The sequence below is a fragment of the Luteimonas aestuarii genome (assembly GCF_004357985.1).
GTDB classification, from domain to species: domain Bacteria; phylum Pseudomonadota; class Gammaproteobacteria; order Xanthomonadales; family Xanthomonadaceae; genus Luteimonas; species Luteimonas aestuarii.
Genome location: NZ_SMTF01000009.1, coordinates 117,136 through 139,386 on the forward strand (window position 1 = coordinate 117,136; position 22,251 = coordinate 139,386).

At 66.9% G+C, this 22,251-nt stretch carries 20 protein-coding genes; 8 read left to right on the forward strand and 12 right to left on the reverse strand.

The window, feature by feature from the left end:
* Positions 1-2: 2 nt before the first annotated feature.
* The 7 genes from E2F46_RS11735 (at position 3) to tkt (ending at position 9,602) form a co-directional block, all read left to right on the forward strand.
* On the forward strand, positions 3-962 hold the full coding sequence (locus tag E2F46_RS11735) for a DUF58 domain-containing protein (protein WP_133322261.1): 960 nt from the start codon (positions 3-5) through the stop codon (positions 960-962).
* Positions 963-964: 2 nt separating this feature from the next.
* Positions 965-1,417 (forward strand): DUF4381 domain-containing protein, encoded by a 453-nt coding sequence (locus E2F46_RS11740; protein WP_133322292.1) that lies wholly within the window; start codon positions 965-967, stop codon positions 1,415-1,417.
* Positions 1,414-2,460, forward strand: a complete 1,047-nt coding sequence (locus E2F46_RS11745) for a vWA domain-containing protein (RefSeq protein WP_133322262.1) — start codon at positions 1,414-1,416, stop codon at positions 2,458-2,460. The genes E2F46_RS11740 and E2F46_RS11745 overlap by 4 nt, the downstream gene beginning before the upstream one ends.
* Positions 2,457-4,199, forward strand: a complete 1,743-nt coding sequence (locus E2F46_RS11750; protein WP_133322263.1) for a tetratricopeptide repeat protein — start codon at positions 2,457-2,459, stop codon at positions 4,197-4,199. Before E2F46_RS11745 ends, E2F46_RS11750 begins: the two co-directional genes overlap by 4 nt.
* Positions 4,196-5,848 carry a BatD family protein gene (locus tag E2F46_RS11755; RefSeq protein WP_133322264.1) on the forward strand — a complete coding sequence of 551 codons (1,653 nt, stop codon included), beginning with the start codon at positions 4,196-4,198 and terminating at the stop codon, positions 5,846-5,848. The genes E2F46_RS11750 and E2F46_RS11755 overlap by 4 nt, the downstream gene beginning before the upstream one ends.
* Positions 5,849-6,196: 348 nt before the next feature.
* The gene (locus E2F46_RS11760) at positions 6,197-7,513 is read left to right on the forward strand and encodes a dicarboxylate/amino acid:cation symporter (RefSeq protein WP_133322265.1); all 1,317 of its coding nucleotides are present in this window, start codon (positions 6,197-6,199) and stop codon (positions 7,511-7,513) included.
* A 100-nt stretch (positions 7,514-7,613) separates the two neighbouring features.
* Positions 7,614-9,602 (forward strand): transketolase, encoded by a 1,989-nt coding sequence (tkt, locus tag E2F46_RS11765; protein ID WP_133322266.1) that lies wholly within the window; start codon positions 7,614-7,616, stop codon positions 9,600-9,602.
* Positions 9,603-9,672: 70 nt separating this feature from the next.
* Here tkt and E2F46_RS11770 read toward each other — a convergent pair whose 3' ends face one another.
* The 7 genes from E2F46_RS11770 to E2F46_RS11800 all read right to left on the reverse strand — a co-directional run bounded on the left by E2F46_RS11770 (position 9,673) and on the right by E2F46_RS11800 (position 15,748).
* The gene (locus tag E2F46_RS11770) at positions 9,673-9,996 is read right to left on the reverse strand and encodes a BolA family protein (RefSeq protein WP_133322267.1); all 324 of its coding nucleotides are present in this window, start codon (positions 9,994-9,996) and stop codon (positions 9,673-9,675) included.
* Between the two features lie 13 nt (positions 9,997-10,009).
* On the reverse strand, positions 10,010-11,956 hold the full coding sequence (locus E2F46_RS11775; protein WP_133322268.1) for an acetyl-CoA hydrolase/transferase C-terminal domain-containing protein: 1,947 nt from the start codon (positions 11,954-11,956) through the stop codon (positions 10,010-10,012).
* 13 nt (positions 11,957-11,969) lie between these two features.
* Positions 11,970-12,530 carry a flavin reductase family protein gene (locus E2F46_RS11780; protein ID WP_133322269.1) on the reverse strand — a complete coding sequence of 187 codons (561 nt, stop codon included), beginning with the start codon at positions 12,528-12,530 and terminating at the stop codon, positions 11,970-11,972.
* A gap of 76 nt (positions 12,531-12,606) precedes the next feature.
* Positions 12,607-13,227: an ATP-binding cassette domain-containing protein gene (locus tag E2F46_RS11785; RefSeq protein WP_133322270.1), complete on the reverse strand. Its 621-nt coding sequence runs from the start codon at positions 13,225-13,227 to the stop codon at positions 12,607-12,609.
* Entirely contained in the window at positions 13,227-13,919 is a 693-nt protein-coding gene (gene modB, locus E2F46_RS11790; RefSeq protein ID WP_133322293.1) for a molybdate ABC transporter permease subunit, read from the reverse strand. Before modB ends, E2F46_RS11785 begins: the two co-directional genes overlap by 1 nt.
* A gap of 7 nt (positions 13,920-13,926) precedes the next feature.
* Positions 13,927-14,748: a molybdate ABC transporter substrate-binding protein gene (gene modA / locus E2F46_RS11795; RefSeq protein WP_133322271.1), complete on the reverse strand. Its 822-nt coding sequence runs from the start codon at positions 14,746-14,748 to the stop codon at positions 13,927-13,929.
* Positions 14,749-14,884: 136 nt separating this feature from the next.
* Positions 14,885-15,748, reverse strand: coding sequence for an MBL fold metallo-hydrolase (locus E2F46_RS11800; RefSeq protein WP_133322272.1), 864 nt, complete (start codon positions 15,746-15,748; stop codon positions 14,885-14,887).
* 94 nt (positions 15,749-15,842) lie between these two features.
* Between E2F46_RS11800 and E2F46_RS11805 the strand changes: the two genes are divergently transcribed.
* On the forward strand, positions 15,843-16,418 hold the full coding sequence (locus E2F46_RS11805; RefSeq protein WP_165967443.1) for a protein tyrosine phosphatase family protein: 576 nt from the start codon (positions 15,843-15,845) through the stop codon (positions 16,416-16,418).
* Between the two features lie 1,934 nt (positions 16,419-18,352).
* On the opposite strand, the gene E2F46_RS11810 is transcribed toward E2F46_RS11805, so the two are convergent.
* From E2F46_RS11810 to E2F46_RS11830, 5 genes are all read right to left on the reverse strand, one after another.
* The gene (locus E2F46_RS11810) at positions 18,353-18,655 is read right to left on the reverse strand and encodes a DUF4844 domain-containing protein (RefSeq protein ID WP_165967444.1); all 303 of its coding nucleotides are present in this window, start codon (positions 18,653-18,655) and stop codon (positions 18,353-18,355) included.
* A gap of 852 nt (positions 18,656-19,507) precedes the next feature.
* Complete coding sequence (locus tag E2F46_RS17910) at positions 19,508-19,777, reverse strand: glycine zipper domain-containing protein (RefSeq protein WP_486624441.1); 270 nt, start codon at positions 19,775-19,777, stop codon at positions 19,508-19,510.
* A gap of 6 nt (positions 19,778-19,783) precedes the next feature.
* Positions 19,784-20,122, reverse strand: a complete 339-nt coding sequence (locus E2F46_RS11820; RefSeq protein WP_133322275.1) for a hypothetical protein — start codon at positions 20,120-20,122, stop codon at positions 19,784-19,786.
* 17 nt (positions 20,123-20,139) lie between these two features.
* Positions 20,140-20,367 carry a hypothetical protein gene (locus E2F46_RS17465; RefSeq protein WP_165967445.1) on the reverse strand — a complete coding sequence of 76 codons (228 nt, stop codon included), beginning with the start codon at positions 20,365-20,367 and terminating at the stop codon, positions 20,140-20,142.
* Positions 20,368-21,053: 686 nt separating this feature from the next.
* Complete coding sequence (locus E2F46_RS11830; RefSeq protein WP_133322277.1) at positions 21,054-21,341, reverse strand: hypothetical protein; 288 nt, start codon at positions 21,339-21,341, stop codon at positions 21,054-21,056.
* Positions 21,342-22,251: the final 910 nt, after the last annotated feature.

Genomic DNA, 22,251 nt, shown 5'->3' on the forward strand with positions numbered 1-22,251 from the left:
TGATGGGCAAGGGCGGACTCCTCGATGCGTTGCGAACCGGTGCGCCCGTGGCGGACCGCGATGTCGAGGCCGCGCCTCCGGGCATCGTGCCCACGCTGCCCGAACTGGTCGCGCTGCGCCGCGTTGCGTTCGGCCGACGGCCGCCGCGGCATGGCCGCCACGGCATGTCGGGGCAGGCGCCGTCGCCGCAGCGCGGGCGCGGCATGGAATACGCGGAGTCGCGCGAGTACGCGGCGGGCGACGATGCGCGCCACATCGACTGGAAGCTCACGGCGCGCAGCGGACGCGCGCACACCAAGTTGTACCAGGCCGAGCGCGAACGGCTGACCCTGGTGGTCGCCGACACCGCGCCGGCGCTGTACTTCGGCACCCGGGTCCGCTTCAAGTCGGTCCAGGCCGCGCGTGCCGGTGCGATCGCCGCGTGGGCGGCGTTGCGCGATGGCGACCGCATCGCCGCGTTGCGCGGCAGCGACGCCGAAGCGCCGGTGCCACCGGCCGGGGGCACGCGTGGTGCATTGCGCGTGCTGGATGCGCTGGTGCGCTGGTACACGCAGCGCCCGGACGATGACCTCGGCCTCGCGGTCGCACTCGACCACGCCCAACGCCTGTTGCGCCCGGGTTCCCGGCTGCTGGTGCTGGCTGATCCCGCGAGCCTGGACAACGTGGCTGACCAGCGCTGGTCGGCGCTCGCCGCGCACAACGAAGTGCTGGTGCTGCTGCTGGACGATCCATTGGAGCGCATGCCACCACGCGCGTTGCTGCCGTTCACGGGCGCGGGCCACCGCGTCGAGTTGGACCTCGCCGACGGTGCGCGCCATCGCCGTTGGCAGCGCGAGTTCGGCGGTCGCTGCGATGCCGTGGTCGCGCGCCTGCGTGCCCGCGGCGTCCGCGTCGAGGTGGTGTCGACGGATGCGGCCAGCGACAGTTGGCTGCCGCTGTTCGCAGGGGTGCGTGACGGATGAGCATGGCGCCCGACCTGGTCCTGCGCGATATCCATTCACCACCCACGCCGCCGTGGTGGCCGCCCGCGCCCGGATGGTGGCTGGTGGCCGGGGTCGTGTTGCTGGCGTTGGCGTTCGTACTGGGGCGACACTGGCGGCGCGCGCGCGCGCGTCGGCGTGCCGAAGCCGTATTCGATCGGGCGCTGGCACAGGCGACATCGCCCACGCAACGCATCGCCGCGATGTCGGAGCTGCTGCGGCGCGCGGCGCGCACGCGCGTGGCTGGCGCGGATCGATTGCAGGGCGAGGACTGGCTGGCGTGCCTGGATGCCGCCGATCCTGCGCGCCCGTTCTCCGACGGCATCGGGCGCGCGCTGCTCGACGGTGGCTTCCGTCGCGATGCCGGCGATCTCGACATCGATGCGCTGCAGGCCCTGGCGCGTGCACGCTTCCTCGGCTGGACGGCGCCGCGATGACCGACTGGATCGCCAGCCTGTTGCCCGCAGGCTTCGCCGGATTCGCATGGCCTTGGCTACTGCTGGCGTTGCCGCTGCCGCTGCTGGTGCGCTGGCTGGCACCGCCGGTGCGCAGCGGCGCGACGGCCTTGAAGGTGCCTTGGGCCGGTCGGCTGGACGGCATTGCGGCCGGAGGCGACGGGATGCGGCGCGTGCGTGCAATGCCGCTGCTGGCCTGGGCCGGCTGGGCCTTGCTGTGCATCGCTGCCGCGCGTCCGCAGGGCTTCGGTGAAGTGATGCAGCCGCCGCAGGCGGGCCGCGACCTGATGCTGGCGGTGGACCTGTCCGGCAGCATGGCCGAGGAAGACATGCGGCTGGGTGGGCGCGTCGTCGACCGGCTGACGGCAGCCAAGGCGGTGCTGGCGGACTTCCTCGACCGCCGCGAAGGCGACCGCGTCGGTCTGATCGTGTTCGGCGGGCGCGCCTATGCGCTCGCGCCGCTGACGCTCGACCGTGACACGGTGCGCGACCAGTTGCTCGACAGCAGCGTGGGACTTGCCGGGCGCGAGACCGCGATCGGCGATGCCATCGGCCTGGCGGTCAAGCGCCTGCGCGCGCAGGACGCGCAGCAGCGCGTGCTGGTGTTGCTGACCGATGGCGTCAGCAATGCCGGCCTGCTGGACCCGGATCGCGCCGCGCGGATCGCGCGCGACGAGGGCGTGCGCATCCATACCATCGCCTTCGGCGGCGACGTACAGCCGCTGTCGATGTTCGGGTTCCGCCTGCCGCGCGCGGGTGCGGACCTGGAGATCGACGAGGCGGCGCTGGCACGCATCGCCGGCGCCACCGGTGGGCGTGCCTTCCATGCCCGCGATGCCGAGGAACTGGGCGGCATCTATGCCGAGATCGATCGCCTCGAACCGGTGCAGCGCGCCGGGCCGGGCGTGCGCCCGCTGCTGGAACTGTATCGCTGGCCGCTGGCATTGGCCCTGCTGTGCGGCGCGTTGGCGCTGTGGCCGCTGCGCCTGCGTTGGCCGGCGCGCGTGCGCGAGATGCAACCATGATCGCCGCCTGGGAAGGCCTGCAGTGGCTGCGCCCCGCATGGTTCTGGGCGCTGGCGGCGCTGCCGGTGTTCGCCTGGCAATGGTGGCGCGTGCAGCGACGCGAGCAGGTCTGGCGCAGCGCGGTCGATCCGCAGCTGCTGCCGCACCTGATCGATCGCAGCGTGACCCGGCAAGGCCATGCCAGCCTGTGGCTGCGCCTGCTGGCGTGGACGCTGGCGGTGCTGGCGCTGGCAGGGCCGAGCTGGCGCAGCATCGAACAGCCGCCGACCGCGGGCGGCACGCCGCTGGTGCTGGCGCTGGAGCTGTCGCAGGCCACGCTGGCGGCCGACCTGCCGCCGTCGCGCCTGCTGCAGGCACGTGCGCGGCTGGCGACCTTGCTGCAGCAACGGCAGGGCCAGCCGACTGCGCTGGTCGCCTACGCCGACGATGCGTTCACGGTCGCACCGCTCAGCGACGACACCGGTAACATCGCGCTGTTCCTCGACGCCCTGGCGCCGGACATCATGCCCGTCGATGGCAGCGCCGCGTCGCGTGCGATCGCGCACGCCATGCGCCTGCTGGCGCGTGGCGACCACGCGCGCGGCGACATCCTGCTGCTGGCCGCAAGTGCCGACGGCGATGCCGAAGCGGCCGCCACGCGCGCGGCTGCGGCCGGGCATCGCGTCTCGGTACTCGGCCTTGGCCGTGGCGAAGGCGTGGCCTACCGGCGTGGCGATGGCAGCATCGCGCAGGCACGGCTGGACGTGGTCGCGCTGCAGCGTGTCGCCGCGGCGGGTGGCGGTCGCTATCTCGATTGGGACCAGGACGCCATGACGGTGTTGCGTGCAGGCCACGACGTGGATCGCGTCGCCGATGGCCGCGGCGTGCGCGCGCGGCAGGATGGCGGCTACTGGCTGCTGTTGCCACTGTTGCTGCTGTCGCTGTTCGCGTTCCGCCGTGGCGCCGCGGTGGTGGTGCTCGCGGCTGGCTTGCTGGTGCCGATGCTGCCGGCGCACGCGGTGGAAGGCGGCCTGTGGCAGCGCGCGGACCAGGCGCGTGGCGCGCGGATGCGCGAAGGCATCGCCGCCTATCGCGAAGGCAACGATGCAGCGGCACTGCAGGCGTGGCAGGGATTGCCCGGTGCCACGGCGGCCTACAACCGCGGCAACGCGCTGGCACGGCAGGGCCGCTACGAAGACGCCATCGCCGCCTACGACGAGGCGCTGCGCGCGCAGCCCGGGATGGAAGATGCGATCGCCAACCGCCAGGCGGTGCAGGCCGCGATGCAGCGTCGCCCGCCCAGTGGCGGCGACCGCGACGACAGCCGCGCCAAGCCGGATGATGGCGAGGGCACCTCGCCGCAGGGGCAGGGTGAAGACGGTTCGCCGCGCGACGGTTCGCCCGAACCCGGTGGCGACAGAGCGCCAACGCCGCCCTCGGAGCAGGCCACACCGCCTGCAGAAAGCGAAGACCGGCCATCATCCCGCGATCGCGACGAACAGCCCGACGCGCAGCAAGCCGCCGATGCCGCGCAGCGAGAGGCGATGGAGCAGGCCCTGCAGCAGGACGGCACGCAGCGGGCCGACGATGCATCGGCTGGCACGGAAGGCACGATGGCGCAGGAAACCGACGCCGAGCGCGAGCAGCGCCAGGCCAACGAAGCCTGGCTGCGGCGCATTCCCGACGATCCGGGCGGGCTGCTGCGTGCGCGCTTCAAGCGTGAGCACGACCGTCGCAACGGCCTTGGAGAAGAACGATGACGCGCCGTCACCCAGCGACATGGTGGATGCTCTCGCTGCTGCTGCTGCTGCTGCTGCCGGTGCTGGCACAGGCGCAGGCACGCGCCTGGCTGGACCGCGACCGCATCGAGTGGGGCGAGACCGCCACGCTCAACATCGAGAGCGACCAGGCCGGCGTCGAGCCGCCGGACTACGCCGCGCTGGCGCCCGACTTCGAAGTGAGCGGGCACAGCAGCCGGCGCAGCGAGGCGCTGGTCAACGGCCAGCGGCGGACGCGTTCGCTGTTCGGCGTTGCGCTCACGCCGCGGCGCGAGGGCGTGCTGACCATCCCGGCGCTGCGGATCGGCGGCGCCACGACGCAACCACTGTCGTTGACCGTGCTGCCGGCCGCCACCGCGCCCGCGCGGGCGGGGCAGCCGGCCTTCATCGAGGCCGAGGTCGACAGTCGTACGCCCTACGTGCAGCAATCAGTCGGCTACGTGCTGCGCCTGTACTACGCCACGCCGCTGGTCTCGGGCCAGCTGGACCAGCCGCCGCCCGAGGGCGCATCGATGCAGCGCATCGGCAGCGACGTGCAGTACACCCGCGAGGTGGCCGGGCGCCGCTACACGGTGGTCGAACGGCGTTTCCAGATCGTGGCGGAACGCAGTGGCGACATCACCGTACCCGGCGCGCGTTTCGAGGGGCGCGGCGTGGGTGGCTTTTTCGACGACATGTTCGGCAACACGCGACGCGAACTGCGCGCGACCAGTGCACCGATCACAATGCAGGTGCGGGCGATGCCCGATGGCGCGCCGCAGCCCTGGTTGCCGCTGCATGCGCTGGAGCTGCGCTATCTGGAAGCGCCCGACGCGGTGCGCGCCGGCGAGGCGGCCACGGTGGTGGTGGAAGCCATCGCCGATGGCGCCGCCGGCACCCAGCTTCCGCCGCTGCAACTGCGCGTGGGCGACAACGCGCAGGTGTTCGCCGAACCGCCGCAGGTGGATGAAACCTTCGACGGCGGCCGGCTGCGCAGTCGCATCGTGCAGCGGTTCTCGGTGGTGCCGGGGCGTGCGGGGCCGCTGCGAGTCGCCGGGCCGCGCGTGGCATGGTGGGACGTGCGCTCTGGCGTGGCGCGCGTCGCCGACCTGCCGGAGCTGGCGTGGCAGGTGGAGGCGGGCCCCGGCATGGCGGCGGCCTTGCCCGTGCCGGACGATGCGACGTCGGCGGTGGAGCGCACGGGTGCCGGTGCATGGCCCTGGATCGCGCTGGCTTTCGCGCTGCTGTGGCTGGCGACGCTGGCCTGGCTGCTGCTGCGTCGCGGGCCTGTGCCGCCCTGGCGGCGCAGTGGGCCGACGGAGGCGTCGGCAGATGCCGTCGTGGCGCCTGCGCCGCGCATCGGCGCGCGCCAGTTCGCCCAGGTGGTGCAGACCGGTGACCTGGGTGAAGTGGCGGATGCCCTGCGCCACATGCTCACGCCGCCTGCGTCGGACGTGGAGGCCCTGGCCATGCATCTCGATGATCATGCGCAACGCAACGCGATCGCGCTGCTGCAGCGCGCGCGCTGGGGCGATGGCGATGCGGCCGCGGCGCGACAGGCGTTGCGCGAAGCGTTCCGCGCCGGCCCTGCCATCCGGGTTCCGGCCCGTGTGGCACAGGACGCGTTGCCGCCGCTGTATCCGCGTCGGTGATTCGGCTGTCTTGATGTTCTTCTCGCGACCGGCAGGAAGGCGTCGCGTTTCGGCGGCACAGGCCGGATGCCATCGCAAGTCGCGGCCCGATCTCCGCTTGGTTGCGATGGCATCGGACCTGCGCTGGATGGACCGTCGCCCGTTCGGTGGAAATGACGCCGTCCCGATCCTGGGTCTCCGGGCGGCCTCCGGGAAACGGTGAGGCAGGCGCTTTCGGCGTCCCGGGCCGGATCGGCGGATCGACGCCTGTCGCGCCGGGTTAGCCGCGGCAGATGACGTCATTGCGGGCCCGGCGGGCGCGTTTCCCGCCTTTGCTAAGCTGCCCGCTGGATTCCGCAGGACCCTGCCATGCAATCGAACGACGTCGCAGCGAAGCCGGGCATGCCCCTGCACTGGAAGATGGGCATCGGTTTCGCGGTCGGCGTGGTCGGTGGCCTGATCGCCAACCTCTATTTCGCCGATGCCGGCTGGCTGGCGGCGCTGACCACCTATGTCACCGACCCGGTGGGCCAGCTGTTCCTGCGACTGCTGTTCATGCTGGTGATCCCACTGGTCTTCTCGGCGCTGATCCTGGGCGTGGTGGAGATCGGCAATCCGCAGTCGCTGGGTCGCATCGGCACCAAGACCCTGCTCTGGATCATGGTGGTCACCACCATCGCCGTGGTCATCGGCCTGGTGGCAGTCAACGTGTTCCAGCCGGGCACCGGCCTGCCCGACGAGGTGCGCGATTCGCTGATGGCGCAGGGCGCCGAACGCGGCGGCGAGATCGCCCAGCAGGGCCGCGAGGCGCCGTCGGGCATCCAGCTGCTGCTCAACATCGTGCCGCGCAATCCGATCGCGGCGGCGGCGGGCGGCGACCTCATCGCGGTGATGTTCTTCGCGCTGATGTTCGGCATCGCCGCCACCGTGATCCGCAGCGAGGGCACGCGCAGCTTCGTCTCGGCGGTGCAGGGCGTGTACGACATCTGCCTGAAGCTGATCGGCTGGGTCATCAAGCTGGCGCCGTACGCGGTGGCCGCCTTGCTCTTCACCATCACCGCGCGATTGGGCGTGGACGTGCTGGTGCAGCTGGCGCGTTTCGTCGGCACCGTGGTGGCGGCGCTCGGCGTGCACTTCTTCATCGTGTTCCCGCTGCTGCTGTGGATCTTCGGGCGAATGTCGCCGCTGGCGTTCTTCCGCGGCGCGCAGCCAGCGATGCTGACTGCGTTCTCGACGTCTTCGTCCAGTGCGACCCTGCCGACGACGCTCAAGGTGGCCGAGGAGAACCTGGGCGTACCGCGGCCAGTCGCGCGCTTCGTCTGTACGCTCGGTGCCACCGCCAACATGAACGGCACCGCCCTGTTCGAGGGCGTGACCGTGCTGTTCCTCGCGCAGTTCTACGGCGTGGACCTGAGCATGGGGCAGCAGGTGATGATCCTGGGCCTGTGCGTGATGGGCGGGATCGGTGCCGCCGGCGTGCCGGGCGGCTCGCTACCGGTGATCGCGATGATCCTGGCGATGTTCGGCATCCCGCCCGAGGGCATCGGCCTGATCCTGGGCGTGGATCGCTTCCTCGACATGTGCCGCACCGTGGTCAACGTCACCGGCGACATGGCCGGTGCGGTGGTGATCGGCCGCAGCGAGGCCGCGGAACTGCCCTTGGCGGCCACTTCGCCGCCGGATTGAGGCCCGCGCACGCGACAGAGCGGGGCATGGATGGGACAATGGCGGCCCGCGCCCGCCATGCCGGCCGCGGCCTTCCCCGCTCCCACGCCTCCGGACGCCCATGACGACGCCCAGCCGCCGCGACCTCGCCAACGCCATCCGTTTCCTCGCCATCGACGCGGTGCAGGCCGCCAACTCCGGCCATCCCGGCATGCCGATGGGCATGGCCGACATCGCCGAAGTGCTGTGGAACGACTTTCACCGCCACAACCCCGGCAATCCGCGGTGGTTCAACCGCGACCGTTTCGTGCTGTCGAACGGCCACGGCTCGATGCTGCAGTACGCGCTGCTGCACCTGGCCGGCTACGACCTGCCGCTGGACGAGTTGAAGAATTTCCGCCAGTTCGATTCGAAGACCCCGGGCCATCCCGAGAACTTCATGACCCCCGGCATCGAGACCACCACCGGTCCGCTGGGGCAGGGGTTCGCGAACGCCGTGGGGTTCGCGCTGGCCGAGAAGCTGCTGGCGCAGCGCTACAACCGGCCCGGCTTCGACATCGTCGACCACCGCACCTGGGTGCTGATGGGCGACGGCTGCCTGATGGAAGGCATCTCGCACGAGGCCGCCTCGCTGGCCGGCACCTGGGGCCTGGGCAAGCTGGTCGCGTTCTGGGACGACAACAACATCTCCATCGACGGCAACACCGACGGCTGGTTCACCGACGACACCCCGGCGCGCTTCGAAGCCTACGGCTGGCGCGTGGTGCGCGACGTCGACGGCCATGACGCCGCGTCGATCAAGGCCGCCATCGACACCGCGCTGGCGCACGACGACAAGCCGACGCTGATCTGCTGCCGCACCACGATTGGTTTCGGCTCGCCGAACAAGGCCGGCAAGGAGTCCTCGCACGGCGCGCCGTTGGGCAAGGACGAGATCGCATTGACCCGCGAGGCGCTGGGCTGGAGCCACGGCGACTTCGACGTGCCGCAGCCGATCCGCGATGCCTGGAGCGCGCGCGAGGCGGGCGCGAAACACGAAGCGCAGTGGCAGGCGCTGTTCGACGGTTACTCCGCGAAGTTCCCCGAGCAGGCCGCCGAGCTGCTGCGCCGTTCGCATGGCGAACTGCCGGAAGGCTTCGCGGCCGCGGCCGACGCGTACATCGCGAAACTGCAGGCCGATGGCCCCACCATCGCCTCGCGCAAGGCCTCGCAGATGGCCATCGAAACCTTCGCTCCGCTGCTGCCGGAACTGGTGGGCGGTTCGGCCGACCTCGCGCACTCCAACCTCACCCTGTGGAAGGGCAGCAAGTCGGTCGCCACCGACGACCCGGATGCCAACTACGTGTACTACGGCGTGCGCGAGTTCGCGATGACCGCGATCAGCAATGCGCTGGCGCTGCATGGCGGCTTCATCCCGTACGACGCGACCTTCCTGGTGTTCAGCGACTACGCGCGCAACGCGGTGCGCATGAGCGCGCTGATGCACGCGCACGCCATCCACGTGTACACGCACGACTCCATCGGCCTGGGCGAGGATGGGCCGACGCACCAGCCGGTCGAGCACATGGCGTCGCTGCGCTACATCCCCAACAACGACCTGTGGCGCCCGTGCGATGCGGTGGAATCGGCGGTGGCGTGGCGCGCGGCGATCGAGCGCAAGGACGGCCCCAGCTGCCTGGTGTTCAGCCGCCAGAACCTGCAGCACCAGTCGCGCAGCGAGGCGCAGGTACGCGACATCGCGCGCGGCGGCTACGTGCTGAAGGATGCCGATGGCACGCCGGACGTGATCCTGATCGCCACCGGTTCGGAAGTCGGCCTGGCGATGGACGCCGCGGCGAAGCTGGGCGGCCAGGTGCGCGTGGTCTCGATGCCCTCGACCGACGTGTTCGACCGGCAGGATGCGGCGTACCGCGAGTCCGTGCTGCCCAAGGCCGTGCGCAAGCGCGTCGCCATCGAAGCCGGGACCGCGGATTACTGGCGCAAGTACGTCGGACTCGATGGCGCGGTCGTGGGCATGGACGGGTTCGGCGCCAGCGCCCCGGCCGAGAAGCTGTTCCCGCACTTCGGGTTCACCGTCGACAAGGTGGTCGAGGCCGCGCAGTCGCTCTGACGCGTTTTTTTCCCTTTCCCGCATGCGGGAAAGGGCTGGGGTGAGGGCAAGCGCCCAGGCGCCAGTCCCGTCAGCCGCCGGACGCCGCCTTGTCGAACCTGCTGCCACCCCGGCACGTCGGCGAGTCCGGCGCCGCGCCGGTCGCCGCCCATTCGTCGGCGGTGTAGGTGTGCAGCGCGAGGGCGTGGAGTTCGCCCATCAAAGGCCCCAAGGTGCGATACACCAGCTGGTGCCGCTGCAGCAGGCGCTTGCCATCGAAGGCGTCGCCCACCACCACGGCCTTGTAATGCGTCTCCAGCCCGCGGCTGTGCATGTGGCTTTCGTCCTGCACGTCGAGGTGCGACGGCGACAGGGCCTGCAATGCCTCGCGGATGCGGTCGATCTTCATGGCCATGCGGCGAATCCTATCACCGGCGCGTCTCGCGCAGGGCCAGCGCCAGCAGCCGCGCTTCCAGCCGGGAACGCAGGTCGCCTGGCACAGACAGCGCCATGCGCTGCATCGCCTCGTCGTCGCCTGCATCGCCTGCGAGCATCGCTTTCGCAACGGTCGCCAGCTTGCCCGGCGTGGTCGCCGCTTCCCGCTTCAACCATGCCAGCGCGCGCACCAGTCGCTGTTCCACCACCGTGAAATCACTGCCCAGCGGATAATCGGGCAAGGTGTCATCCGCGCGTAGCGGCGCCAGCGCCTCGCGCAAGCGTCGTGGCGTGTTGCGTGCCCAGGCCTCGGGGGCGGTGAAACCGGCGCGCAGTTTCTTCGATGCCTTCGCCTTGTCCAGCAAGCCGCCCTGGAAGCGCGCGTCGGTGATGGCGGCCATCGCCACCACACAGTCCTCGTCGGCCAGCCCCCGCACATCGGCGATGCCGTACTCGGTGATGTAGAGGTCGCGCAGGTGGCGCGGGATGGTGGCGTGGCCGTAGTTCCAGCGGACGTTGGATTCGGCGTGGCCACCGGCATCGCGCGTGGTGCGCAGCAGCAGCGCCGAACGCCCGCCCGGCAACGCATGCGCCATCGCCACGAAGTTGTACTGCCCGCCCACGCCGGACACCACGCGGCCGTCGTCGAGGCCGTCGGACACGGCCGCGCCCAACGCAGTGGCCATCATGCAGGTGTTGAAGAAGCGGCCATCGCGGCGCTGCAGGCGCTCGAGTCCTTCGTCGAGGCCATACAGTTCATTGACCTCGCCGACGCGCTTCATGCCGATGCCGCGTCGCGTGTCGTCGTCCAGGTCGTGCAGCCAGTCGTAGAAGTCCTGCGAGCCCAGGTAGAACGCACCATGCAGGAACTCGCCATCGCGTTCGATCAGTTCGAGGTCCAGCTCGCTCGCCGTGCCTTCGTTGGCGCGTCGCATCAGCGCGGACTTGTCGACCACCTTGCGCCGGATCACGCCAGTCTCGACCAGCCGCCGGAATCCCTCGTTGATCATCTCGCTGCAGCCGTACAGCCCCTGAGCGAATGGATCCAGTCCGCCACTGGCCTGCACGGCGGGATGCGTGGCAAGGCCGGGGTCGAGTGCATCCAGTGCGCGCCGGTAGGCGGCGTTGTCGGTGTGGCGCAGCGCCAGCGCATGGCACAGCGCATCCGACAGCGCGCCGATGCCGATCTGCAGCGTGCCGCCATCGCGCACCAAGGTGCTGGCATACAGGCCGATGGCGTGCTCGGCATCGCCCACCGGCTGCCGCGGCAGCGCGAACAGTTTCGGATAGGGTGCAGGTGGTGCGACGATGATGTCGAACCAGTCCGCATCCACGGCCGCGGTGCCGCCCAGCCACGGCAACAGCGGATCGATCTCGGCCACCAGCAGCGGACGCGGCTTGCCGGCCGCGACCAGTGCATCGACCGCGTCGAAGGTCAGGTCGGTGTTCGACGACAGCGAGAGCCGCGTGCCGTCCGCATTCGCAGCGACCTTCTGCACCAGGCAGTTCACGCCGCGGTCCACCAGCGCGCGCGCCACATGGGTGTAGTTGAGGCTGGCGTACCGGCGCTGCGCCTGCGCCGAGCCGAGCATGGCGCCGGACTGCAGGTAGAACTCTTCCACGCTCACGTGGTCCGGCAACGCATCGCGCCGCATTGCATCGACATAGGCCAGTCGCTCGAAGTCATCGCCGAACTGGCGGGCGAGGAACGGGCCGAGGAAGCGGCCCTCCAGACCCTCTCCCGGCCGCGGTGGGTCCAGCGACAGCGCGGTATACAGCGTCAGTGGTCGCGACGGATCGCTTTCGACACGAGCGTACAGTGCATTGAGCAGTCGATGCGGCTTGCCAAGCCCAAGCGGCGCGCCGATCCGCAATGCTTCCGGCAGCCTGTCCAGCAGGTGTTCGACGGCGGCGTCGAGCGTGTGGAAGGTCGCGGTCATGGGTGCCCTCCGGTCATTGTTCCAGCATGTCGGGGCGGAACAGCCGGCGACGGGAAACCTCCTTTCCCGACACCATGAACCGTCCCTCGCCACGATAGTGCACCGTGCGCGGCGTTTCCGGCGTCCGCGCCACGCGCGCATGTGCGATGCGCCAGACGAACAGCGGGTAGTCGCGGGTGATGCGCGTTTCCTGCAGTTCGCATTCGAAGATCGCGTGGCACTCGGCGATGCCTGGGGCGTCGACGACGCGCGAGGGCACAGGCGTCAGCCCGAAGCGCTCGAACTTGTCGCCCTCGCGGCTGGAGCAGTTGCCGATGCGTACCACGGCGTCCAGCAGGTCGGCGGTAGGCAGGTTGAGCGTGCAGGCACGACTGTGCCGTGCAAGCCGATGGCTGTGGTTGGCATTCCAGATGTACGTGCCCACCAGGTCGTAGCCCAGCATCATGTGCCAACCGAGTGTCATGATGGCGCGTTCTTCCTTCCACCGGGTGCAGAGCAGCAGCACCGGGCCGGGCTCGAGGAAGCGGCGGGCCCGGTCGATGGGGAAGGCTGCCTTGCGCTGCGTCTGTGTCATCGCGATGCCTGCAGGAACACGTGGACAGCATGCATCGGGGCGTGGCAAGGGAGTGTCGTCGCCTGCGTGCGGTCGTTCAGTCCAGTCGGTGGATCGCGTGGGCGATGCGGCGCACGTCGTCCTCGGTATGGCTGACGTAGACCATCGGCAGCCGGATTTCGTCGCGGACACGCTGCAGGTAGGGGATCAGTTCCTCGCGGCGGTCGCGGTCCAGCGACGACAGCGGTTCGTCGAACAGCAGGATCGCCGGTTGCGACAACAGGGCACGGCCGATGGCGACGCGCTGCGCCTCGCCGCCGGACAGGTTGGCCGGGCGGCGGTCGAGCAGGGACCCGATGCCCAGCAGCGCGACCACGGCATCGAGCTGGAAGGCATCATCACTGCCGCGACGCCCGTGCCGGCCGTAGAGCAGGTTGGCGCGTACGCTGCGATGCGGGAACAGGCGCGCATCCTGGAACACGTAGCCCACGTGGCGGCGCGGCGTGGGCACGTCGATGCCGGCCGTGCTGTCGAACAGGGTGCGGCCGTCGATGGCGATGCGTCCCGCTGCGGGCCGCACCAGCCCGGCGATGGCATTGAGCACCGTGGTCTTGCCCGCGCCGGACGGCCCGGTCAACGCCAGCACGCGCGCATCCTCGGCGATGCGGACATGGCGTTCGAACGCGCCCCGGCGCAGTTGCAGGTCGATGTCCAGCATCAGTCGTGCTCCCCGCGGCGCTGGCGGCGCACCAGCCACTCACTGGCCAGCAGTGCCAGCAGCGAGATGGCGACCGCGACCGCCGCCAGCCGCCAGATGCCGGCTTCGCCACCGGGCACCTGCATCAGCCCGTACATTGCGGACGAGAGTGTCTGCGTTTCGCCCGGGATGTTGGACACGAAGGTGATGGTGGCGCCGAACTCGCCCAGCGCCTTGGCGAACGCCAGCACCACGCCGGCAACGAGGCCCGGCCACGCCAGCGGCAGGGTGATGGTGAAGAACACGCGCAGCCGCCCGGCGCCCAGCGTGGACGCAGCCTGTTCCAGCCTGCGGTCGACGGCTTCGATCGACAGCCGGATCGAGCGCACCATCAGCGGGAAGCCCATGATGGCGCTGGCCAGCGCGGCACCCGTCCAGCGGAAGGCCACGCTGATGCCGAAGGCCTCGGCCAGGAAGCGCCCGCCCGCGCCGTTGTTGCCCAGCCACACCAGCAATGCATAGCCCACCACCACCGGCGGCAGCACCAGCGGCAGGTGGACCAGCGCATCCAGCAGCGATTTGCCGAAGAAGCGTCCGCGCGCCAGCAGCCAGCCCACCACGATGCCGAACGGCAGGCTGGCCAGCGACGCGGCCACGGCCACCTTCAGGCTCAGCAGGATGGCGGTGGTTTCCTCGGGCGTGAACATCGTCAGCATGCCGTCAGTTCAACACGAAACCGTGACGACGGAAGATGGCGCCGGCATCATCGGACTGCAGCCAGTCGATGAAGTGCGTCGCGTCTTCGCCGCGTGCGCTGCCGGCCACCCGCGCCACGGCGTACACGATGGGCGGGTGCGAGCCCTCGGGGAACGTGGCCAGCACCTTGACGCGCGGCTCGGCCGCCGCATCGCTGGCATACACCACGCCCAGTGGCGTCTCGCCGCGGGCCACCAGCAGCAAGGCGGCCCGCACGTTGTCGGATTCGGCCACGCGTGGCTCCAGTGCGCTCCACAGGCCCAGCGATTCGAATGCGGCTCTCGCATACTTGCCGGCCGGCACGCTGCTGGTCAGCCCCAGCGCGATGCGGCCGCGCTCGCCAAGCGCGGGCAGCAGGTCGGTACCCGGCGTGAGTGCGAATGGTTGCAAAGGGCTGTCGGCAGGTGCCACCAGCACCAGCGTGTTGCCCAGCAGGTCGACACGCGAGCCGGGATCGACCAGGTCGCGTGACTGCAGCCAGTCGATCCACTCGACATCGGCGGAAACGAACACGTCCGCCGGTGCGCCCTGCTCGACCTGCCGCGCCAGTGCGGAACTGGCGGCGTACGCGACCTGCACGGGCCGGCCGGTCCCGGCAAGCCAGGCGTCGGCGGCGGCATCCATCGATTCCTTGAGACTGGCGGCGGCGAAGACCACCAATGGCGTCGTGTCATGGGCATCGCCGGCACCTGTCGGGGTGGCGCGCTCACCGCACGCGCCCAGGCCGATGGCCGCGGCGAGGACGATGCAGGTGGCTGTCAACGAACGGAGCGGATGGCGCTTCATGTCGCGCGCCTCTTCCACGCGGCCCGGCTCGCACCGTGCGTGTGCGAGGTCGCGGCAAGACAGGATGAGGCGCGGCGTGCACCCGCGGCGACGGCAATCGTATGCATGGGCAGGGGCATCCGGGGGGAAGGGGAGCCTACAGCGTGTCCAGCGGGATCTTCAGGTAGCGTGTTCCGTTCTCTTCGGCGGGTGGCAGCGCACCCGCACGGATGTTGGTCTGCACCGAAGGAAGGATCAAGGCCGGCATCGACAGGGTGCGGTCGCGCGCCTCGCGCATCCGTACGAACTGTGCCTCGTCGGTGCCCTCCCGGACGTGGATGTTGGCGCGCTTCTGCTCGCCGATGGTGGTCTCGCACGCGACCTCGCGCCCGCCCGGCCCGTAGTCGTGGCAGACGAAGACACGCGTGTCGTCCGGCAATTCGAACAGGCGCCGGATCGACCGGTACAGCGTGGCCGCGCTGCCACCGGGGAAATCGCAGCGCGCCGTGCCGCCATCGGGCATGAACAGCGAGTCGCCGGTGAACAAGGCATCACCGACCAGGTAGGCGTTGCTGTCGCTGGTGTGGCCCGGCACCGCGATCACGCGCGCGTGCAGCGTGCCGATGCCGAACGTCTCCCCATCGGCGAACAGGTGGTCGAACTGGGAACCATCGACCGGGAAGTGCTCGCCCAGGTTGAAGATCGGCCGGAAGGTCTTCTGCACCATGCGGATGCCCTCGCCAATGGCCAGGGTGGCAACGGGCAGGCGGTGCTTCAGCCAGTGGCCCGCGGACAGGTGGTCGGCATGGGCGTGGGTTTCCAGGATCCAGCGCACGTCCAGCGCGTGCTGCCGCACGTGCGCCAGCAGTGCCTCGGCGGCCGGGGTGGACGTGCGCCCGGAGGCCAGGTCGAAATCGAGCACAGGGTCGATGATCGCAGCCTGGCGCGAAGCCGGATCGACGACCACATAGCTCCAGGTATTGCTGCCGCCATGGAAGAACGGCACCACATCGGGATTCATCGGCGGCCTCGCTGTCGGCAGGATGACCGGGATCGTGGCACGGGAGCCATTGGGGAAGCGTAAAGTGGCGGCTACCCTTTGCACTGGAGCCGCCATGCACGCCATCCGATCCCTGACCATCGCCGGTCTCGCAAGCCTGCTGGCGGCGTGCGCAAGCCATGCGCCCATGACCGTCGCGGGGGCGCCCGTGGCCGGGGAACGCCATGCCGCGGTGGTCGCCGCCATCCCCGGCCTGCACAGGCCAGGCAACGGCCTGATCACAGCCGCACAGCCGGGGCAGGAGGCCTGGTCTGCGCTGGCGGCGGAGGGCGTGACCACGGTCATCAACCTGCGCACCCACGACGAGATGGCCGGGCGCGACCAGGCCGCCGAGGTCGCTGCGGCCGGGATGGCCTACCACCACCTGCCGATCGCCTCGGCCGACGACCTCACCGACGACAACGCCGCACGCCTGCGCGCGCTGATCGACAACGCAGGCGGGCCGGTGCTGGTGCATTGCGCCAGCGCCAACCGTGCGGGCGCACTGCTGGCGATCGGTGCAGCGCGGTCGGGCGGAATGACGCCGGTCGAAGCGGTTGCGTTCGGACAGTCGGCAGGGATGACCAGCGCGCGGTTGGAGGCAGAGGTGCGCAAGCGGTTGGGATTGGCTGAAGACGCGCAGGCAGAATAAGTCGCGTTCGCGGCCTTGCGGCTCGAAGAACTCTCAGGACTGGTGCAGTTGAGGTGTTGATTTCCCAGTCATTTGCTGGAAACCACCGTTGTTACAGCGGCTTTTGCAAAAATGCCACGGCCATCTGTGCTGACAACAACATCGTAGCCCTTTCGGTTGCCACCAGACTCCCAAAGCCACCATGTGCATTGGACAGCCTCATGCTGGTCAACGCAGCCTGGTTGGGCGGTTGCGAAAGACATACTTTGAGCCGAAACCGGCTTGCCGGAGAACATGGCCTCAAGGCCATTTGCTACCACTGCGGGCGTTAGCTGCTCAGCGTCGGTGAGATCGAACCTGTTGATGCCACTGGCAATGTCTTGCCAAGGAGGTGAGCAACTGCAGGCTACAGGCGCCCAGACAGAGCCGGAGGCGCCAACACAACCGGCCAGAAGAAGGGGGAGAACTTTAACGTACTTGATATGACGCCTAACGCCTGAATCAAGCCGCGCCGCGAAGCGGCATCGGCTTGAATGAACTGTCAGGCGCCACTCACGTGACCCCCCGGCTAATGCTGTTGCCACGGTCACCAGTGGCAAGTAACTCAGACGCTTGGCTGAAACATTGCTCAATTCTAGCGACGGTTCGTAATGAAGATTTCTGCGATCACAGCGAAGCGGGAAACCACCATGGCTGGCCCCAGCGATGACAGTACTGGGAGTGCCGAGCTACAAGATTGCTTGACCATACGAAATGGCGGCTCCGCCAAGCGTCGGGAGAGATGAACTTGAAATCGGGGTGCTCCATGCTTATCAAAACTGAACGTGACGGACTCGACCGAGGAGTCGGACCAGCGCTCCAGCCCGATCTCACGGCTCGAAACAGGCCAATCAGTTTTGCGGAGCGTGTGATTCACCCTAATAAAGCCCTCCGTTTCAAGCAGGGGAATCAGACGGGCCTCCACGCTTGAGGATAGAAAGCGGGTCTCCGCAGGGACCATTCACTGCCACTTTTCAAAGCGTGCCTTGTGGCTTGAATTGCCGAGAACCATCTATGCCGCCTGACGCCTGAATTAAGCCGTGCCGCGAAGCGCGTTCGGTTTGAATGAATTTTAGAGCGCATTCCTAGCACTTGAAGAAGAAATTCACAAACGCTAGAGCGAATCCGCCGACACACACAAGTACCATCCCAGAGAATCCAAGGACGATAACGAGAGAGCGAGAGAGCCAGCGCATACTGCGAGAACGTCGGATCATGTAAGTGAAAAGTAAGCCGCTAGCGATGATGCCAACCGCGACAACAAGCCAGCCAAGCGCGTTGAAGAGGGGATGTTTCTGGCCAAACTCAGGTGGGCACTGCTTCATTGCATATGCAGATGGGGAGAACATCAGCAGTGTTGCGAAGAGCTCAACACCTTTTGAACGAATCCGAGAAATTCCCATGCGGCCTAACGCCTGAAATAAGCCGCGCCGCGAAGCGGCGTCGGCTTGAATGAATGGTTATGCATCATTGCTGCGATGCCTCAACGCCCCAAGCCCAAAAGCTAGGCAGGCCAGACTGGTTGCCAGTAGAGAACTGCGTCCGAAGTCTGACGTAAACAGGATAGCCGCCGCCGACCCAAGCACCCCGAACACGGTAAATAACCAAGAAACACCTTTGAGTTCCCCGGTCGAGAGCGCACGCCTAGCGGTATATGTCGCTCGATAAAGCAGGAAGAAGCCAGCCAGCGAGAGTGCTGTAAAGATGGCTAACGATGCTGGGTGAAAATCCGAAGCTACGAACCATAGAAAGTAAGCGACGGCGCCAAAGAGAGATGCCGCAACCAGCGACAAGAATGTCGCCACGTACGCTTCGGCTCTCGATGGTGGACGTTTGAGAGATTCCATCCTTTGATACCTAACGCCTGAACTAATCCGACCTGCGAAGCGGGCTCGGCTTGAATGAATTGTTAGGCCTCACGCAGGATCAAACCCATACATCCAGGTATTGAGAAGACCGTCAGAGCTGTAGAGACCCAGTGGCTCCAGCATCGCCTCAAATGCTGACGCCACCTTCTCCGCATTCTCAGTATCCAGCGAATCGCGGTCTATGGCGGCGATCCGAGTGCCCATCTCTTCAAGAAGCTCCGCGTCGCTAGCACCGTGGACCGCTTTGCTCGCCAAGGCCTCGGCCGCCGCATCGATCTGGGAGTTCAGCCTCGCTTTCAGCGCTGGCTCGGTCGTGCCTAGGCCTCCCGCCATGTGATCGCGCCCGATCATGTCGCGGAGTGCGTCAGGTGAACTAGCGACCATGGCTGTACATCCCACAGTGATGAGCAGGAGGAGAGTGCTAAGAAGAAGCTTGCTAGCTCGTGATAGTTCCATGAGGCCTAACGCCTGAACTAAGCCGCGCCGCGAAGCGGCGTCGGCTTGATTGAATTGTTATGCGATGATGGCCGGGATGCAGGCATTAACCCAAGCCCTGAGTCACGACACCGCACGCCAAGCCAAGCATGCCACAGTTCGCCGGGGCAGGCTTGCCCGAAAGACTGTCGGGCATGGACTAACCGAAGCCCCCCCCGGAAGCGACTGCGCCATGACAGTGAATTGCGCTTTGGCGAAGCTGGCATGCCGCTGACAGAGATCAGGGCCGTGCATGCGGCCCGGAGCCCATGCGGAACATAGCGAAAGTGCTGCAGAAGATCACCGAGGCGACTCTCTTTGCCCCACCACCGCATAAGGCCTGAACTAAGCCGCGCCGCGAAGCGGCGTCGGCTTGAATGAACTGTTAGGCCCCATTGCCCGTAACACACTCGGCCGATTCGCGTGTGTCATAGCTGACCAAGCGCCAGCCAGAAATCTCTCGCTCGTACTTGAATGTGGTCATTGCGTTTCCGCTGCAATGTGAGAACTCCAGCTCTGCTCCCACTGGCGCTGCGCTTCCGGCATCCTTCTCAATGCAGCCTAACGCCCGACAAGACGGTGACCATGAAGAGACTGTTGTACAGCCTGCGAAGAAGGCGACCAGGAAGATTGCGCTGTGGAAACGTTTCATTGCAGTCTCAAATGGGGCCTAACGCCTGAACTAAGCCGCGCCGTGAAGCGGCGTCGGCTTGAATGAATTGTCGGGCATCATTGGCCGTGGTCTCTCTGCGCTGATTTCTGCGACGGTCTGGATTGTTTGTTGCTATAGATCAAACCGAATGGAACGCCGAAGGCGACGCCGAGAATGATGCCTAATGCTACGCTGTCAAAAGCTGTTCCAACGGCAGCGCCGATGGTCACACCTAAGGCAAGACCGATGCCGACACTGACACTTTGTGATTCTTGCCAACCATAATGCGTCTCCTTGATGCCTAGCGCTTGAATTAATCCGACCCGCGAAGCGGGGTCGGCTTGAATGAATTTTTAGGCGGCATCCGGGTCAACGCCGCCCGCTTGCATGATACGTCGTGATTTGACTGCTCCGGGAGCGGCTGACAAGCCCCACACGAAGAGAAAAGCTGCTAGCGCCGGAGTGGATTGGTTGGCACGCCACCATTGGGAGGTGAGAAAGACTGCAGGAGGCAATGCACCGAAGATCAAGGCGAGGATCATCGGCACGATATCTCTGCGCAGCACGGGCGGTTCGCCAGAGGTCACAAACTGGAGGTGACGGCGAGCCAGCCAAGACCAGACAGCGAACACGGCTACTGCGTAAGCCAGGAAGAACAAGCACCAACCAATGGCCTGCTGGAGAGTTTCCATGCCGCCTAACGCCTGAATTAAGCCGCGCCGCGAAGCGGCGTCGGCTTGAATGAATTGTTAGGTGCTTGTCCGGTGACCTCAATGCCAAGTGTCATTGGCGGCATGAGATGCCGAAACAGCAGCTGCGATCCGTCCGGACTGAGCAGCACAACTTCACTAATCGCTCCTTCCCCGAGTGGATCAGACTCTTTGAACTGCGACACAGTGAAGGGCAGCAAGTCGGCTGCCTCAACGAGCGGGCGCATGGAGTAAGTCTTTCCGTTCCCAACCCATTGCAACGCACTTGAGTCGCAAGCCTGCAATGAGAGGCTCAGCGAAGGATACTTACCAGGCTCTAGCTCTACCTCACAAGGAGCCAGCTGAATCAGCTCGCCGCCGGTCAGCCGAAGCACTGCCATAGACGTAGCGATGGGTGTCGTGTGCTCGTTGGCCCACGCAGGATGCACCGGCTCACAGAGGGGATTCAGAATCTCAAGTACCACTTTGCCGATGAGCGACTGGGTTTCCACAAGCACCTAACGCCTGAATTAAGCCGCGCCGCGAAGCGGCGTCGGCTTGAATGAATGATTAGGCCCCAAGCCTACCGGATAAGTAGCCATACAAGCGATATAAACGGTGATGCGGCCAGAAGGACCAAGATGGAGCCAACGGCAATCCTGAGCGGGCGGAACCGGCCAGGACGGCCACTGAAGAACGACAGACCGGCAAAAGCCAAGCCAAGACAGAAGACAGGCATGGCGATGAAAAGCTCAAGGTAGCCATGTGGAGAAGAGCTGAACAGCTTGTACAACCCGAAGCCAGCAAGCATGAGTGCGAGGCCACCCCCGAGGATCCACGGATTGATCGGGTACTGAGACTCTTCGATCATTCTCTTGGGGCCTAACGCCTGAATTAAGCCGCGCCGCGAAGCGGCGTCGGCTTGAATTAATTGTTAGGCGACATGGTGAGGTGCATCCGGCCCCCAAGCAACACCCTTGGCGCTTACCTCTAAGCCCGCATAGCGTTTGACCAACGCCCATGGAACAGACGAAGTGTCGTACTCAATGATCTGGTAATCGCGGCCGCAAGTGCGCCAGCTTTGACAGGGAGCGGCGTTGGGCTGCTCATCCCAAGGAACTTCTGATAGCCGCCGCAACTCCGCCCAGGCCAATTGAAGCGTAGAGAACTCTCCGACCTGCTCGGCGTGGCTCTCATCTTCGATCACGAAGGTCTTTGGCATGACGCCTAACGCCTGAAATAAGCCGCGCCGCGAAGCGGCGTCGGCTTGATTGAATTGTTATGCGATGGTGGCCCGGATGCGGGGGTGAAGCCGAGCCCTGAACCACGGCACCGCACGCCAAGCCAAGCATGCCACAGCTCGCCGGGGCAGGCTTGCCAGAAAGACTGCCGGGCATGGACTAACCGAAGCCCGCCGGGATCAATTGTGCCGCGACAGTGAATTGCGCTTTGGCGAAGCCGGCACATAGCCGGTAGCGGTGCGGGGAATGCATGCGGCCCGGAGCCCATGCGGAACGACGCGAAAGTGCTACCGAAGGTCACCGACGCGACTGCCTTTGCTCCACCACCGCATAACGCCTGAATTAAGTCGCGCCGCGAAGCGGCGTCGGCTTGAATGAATTGTTAGGTGTCACCCTACGCCCCGAACCCATCTGGGAGCAACCGAACTTCCGTTGCTAAGCAGATGGCATTGCCGCCAGCGAGGGGACGAACGCCAAGAAGGGTGCCTTTTGGAGCAAGCTCGGCTTGAATGACGACAACGGGTTGCTCAGTGCCGTCCTCAAGTTGCTGGTAGGCGCAGCACGGCAATGACATTGGTGCGGGAGAAGACTCACCTGGCACGTAGAAGACAGCGAGGCCTGCCACAACGTCTGCTTCTGTGGCTTGGCGACCGGAAATGCACGGCGTGTCACGCCAGTCGCTTGCCGAGATTGTTCCCCAAAGTTCCGACATAGTCTCTGTGACACCTAACGCCTGAATTAAGCCGCGCCGCGAAGCGGCGTCGGCTTGAATGAATTGTTATGCGATGGTGGTCGGGAAGCTGGGGCCCACCCGAGCCCAGAACCACGACACCGCCTGCCGGGCCAAGCATGCCACAGGTCGCTGGTGCAGGCTTGCCCGAAAGACTGTCG

Excerpts from the sequence above, each read along its gene's own strand:
- E2F46_RS11810 (WP_165967444.1), bottom strand. The coding sequence starts at position 18,655 with ATGATCGGGCGCGATCACATGGCGGGAGGCCTAGGCACGACCGAGCCA.
- E2F46_RS11740 (WP_133322292.1), top strand. The coding sequence starts at position 965 with ATGGCGCCCGACCTGGTCCTGCGCGATATCCATTCACCACCCACGCCG.
- E2F46_RS11800 (WP_133322272.1), bottom strand. The coding sequence starts at position 15,748 with ATGAATCCCGATGTGGTGCCGTTCTTCCATGGCGGCAGCAATACCTGG.
- E2F46_RS11785 (WP_133322270.1), bottom strand. The coding sequence starts at position 13,227 with ATGCTGGACATCGACCTGCAACTGCGCCGGGGCGCGTTCGAACGCCAT.
- E2F46_RS11805 (WP_165967443.1), top strand. The coding sequence starts at position 15,843 with ATGCACGCCATCCGATCCCTGACCATCGCCGGTCTCGCAAGCCTGCTG.
- E2F46_RS17465 (WP_165967445.1), bottom strand. The coding sequence starts at position 20,367 with ATGCGCCCGCTCGTTGAGGCAGCCGACTTGCTGCCCTTCACTGTGTCG.
- E2F46_RS11745 (WP_133322262.1), top strand. The coding sequence starts at position 1,414 with ATGACCGACTGGATCGCCAGCCTGTTGCCCGCAGGCTTCGCCGGATTC.
- E2F46_RS11755 (WP_133322264.1), top strand. The coding sequence starts at position 4,196 with ATGACGCGCCGTCACCCAGCGACATGGTGGATGCTCTCGCTGCTGCTG.
- E2F46_RS11830 (WP_133322277.1), bottom strand. The coding sequence starts at position 21,341 with ATGCCAAAGACCTTCGTGATCGAAGATGAGAGCCACGCCGAGCAGGTC.
- E2F46_RS11735 (WP_133322261.1), top strand. The coding sequence starts at position 3 with ATGGGCAAGGGCGGACTCCTCGATGCGTTGCGAACCGGTGCGCCCGTG.
- E2F46_RS11760 (WP_133322265.1), top strand. The coding sequence starts at position 6,197 with ATGCAATCGAACGACGTCGCAGCGAAGCCGGGCATGCCCCTGCACTGG.
- E2F46_RS11780 (WP_133322269.1), bottom strand. The coding sequence starts at position 12,530 with ATGACACAGACGCAGCGCAAGGCAGCCTTCCCCATCGACCGGGCCCGC.
- E2F46_RS11770 (WP_133322267.1), bottom strand. The coding sequence starts at position 9,996 with ATGGCCATGAAGATCGACCGCATCCGCGAGGCATTGCAGGCCCTGTCG.
- modA (WP_133322271.1), bottom strand. The coding sequence starts at position 14,748 with ATGAAGCGCCATCCGCTCCGTTCGTTGACAGCCACCTGCATCGTCCTC.
- E2F46_RS11775 (WP_133322268.1), bottom strand. The coding sequence starts at position 11,956 with ATGACCGCGACCTTCCACACGCTCGACGCCGCCGTCGAACACCTGCTG.
- E2F46_RS11750 (WP_133322263.1), top strand. The coding sequence starts at position 2,457 with ATGATCGCCGCCTGGGAAGGCCTGCAGTGGCTGCGCCCCGCATGGTTC.
- tkt (WP_133322266.1), top strand. The coding sequence starts at position 7,614 with ATGACGACGCCCAGCCGCCGCGACCTCGCCAACGCCATCCGTTTCCTC.
- E2F46_RS11820 (WP_133322275.1), bottom strand. The coding sequence starts at position 20,122 with ATGGAAACTCTCCAGCAGGCCATTGGTTGGTGCTTGTTCTTCCTGGCT.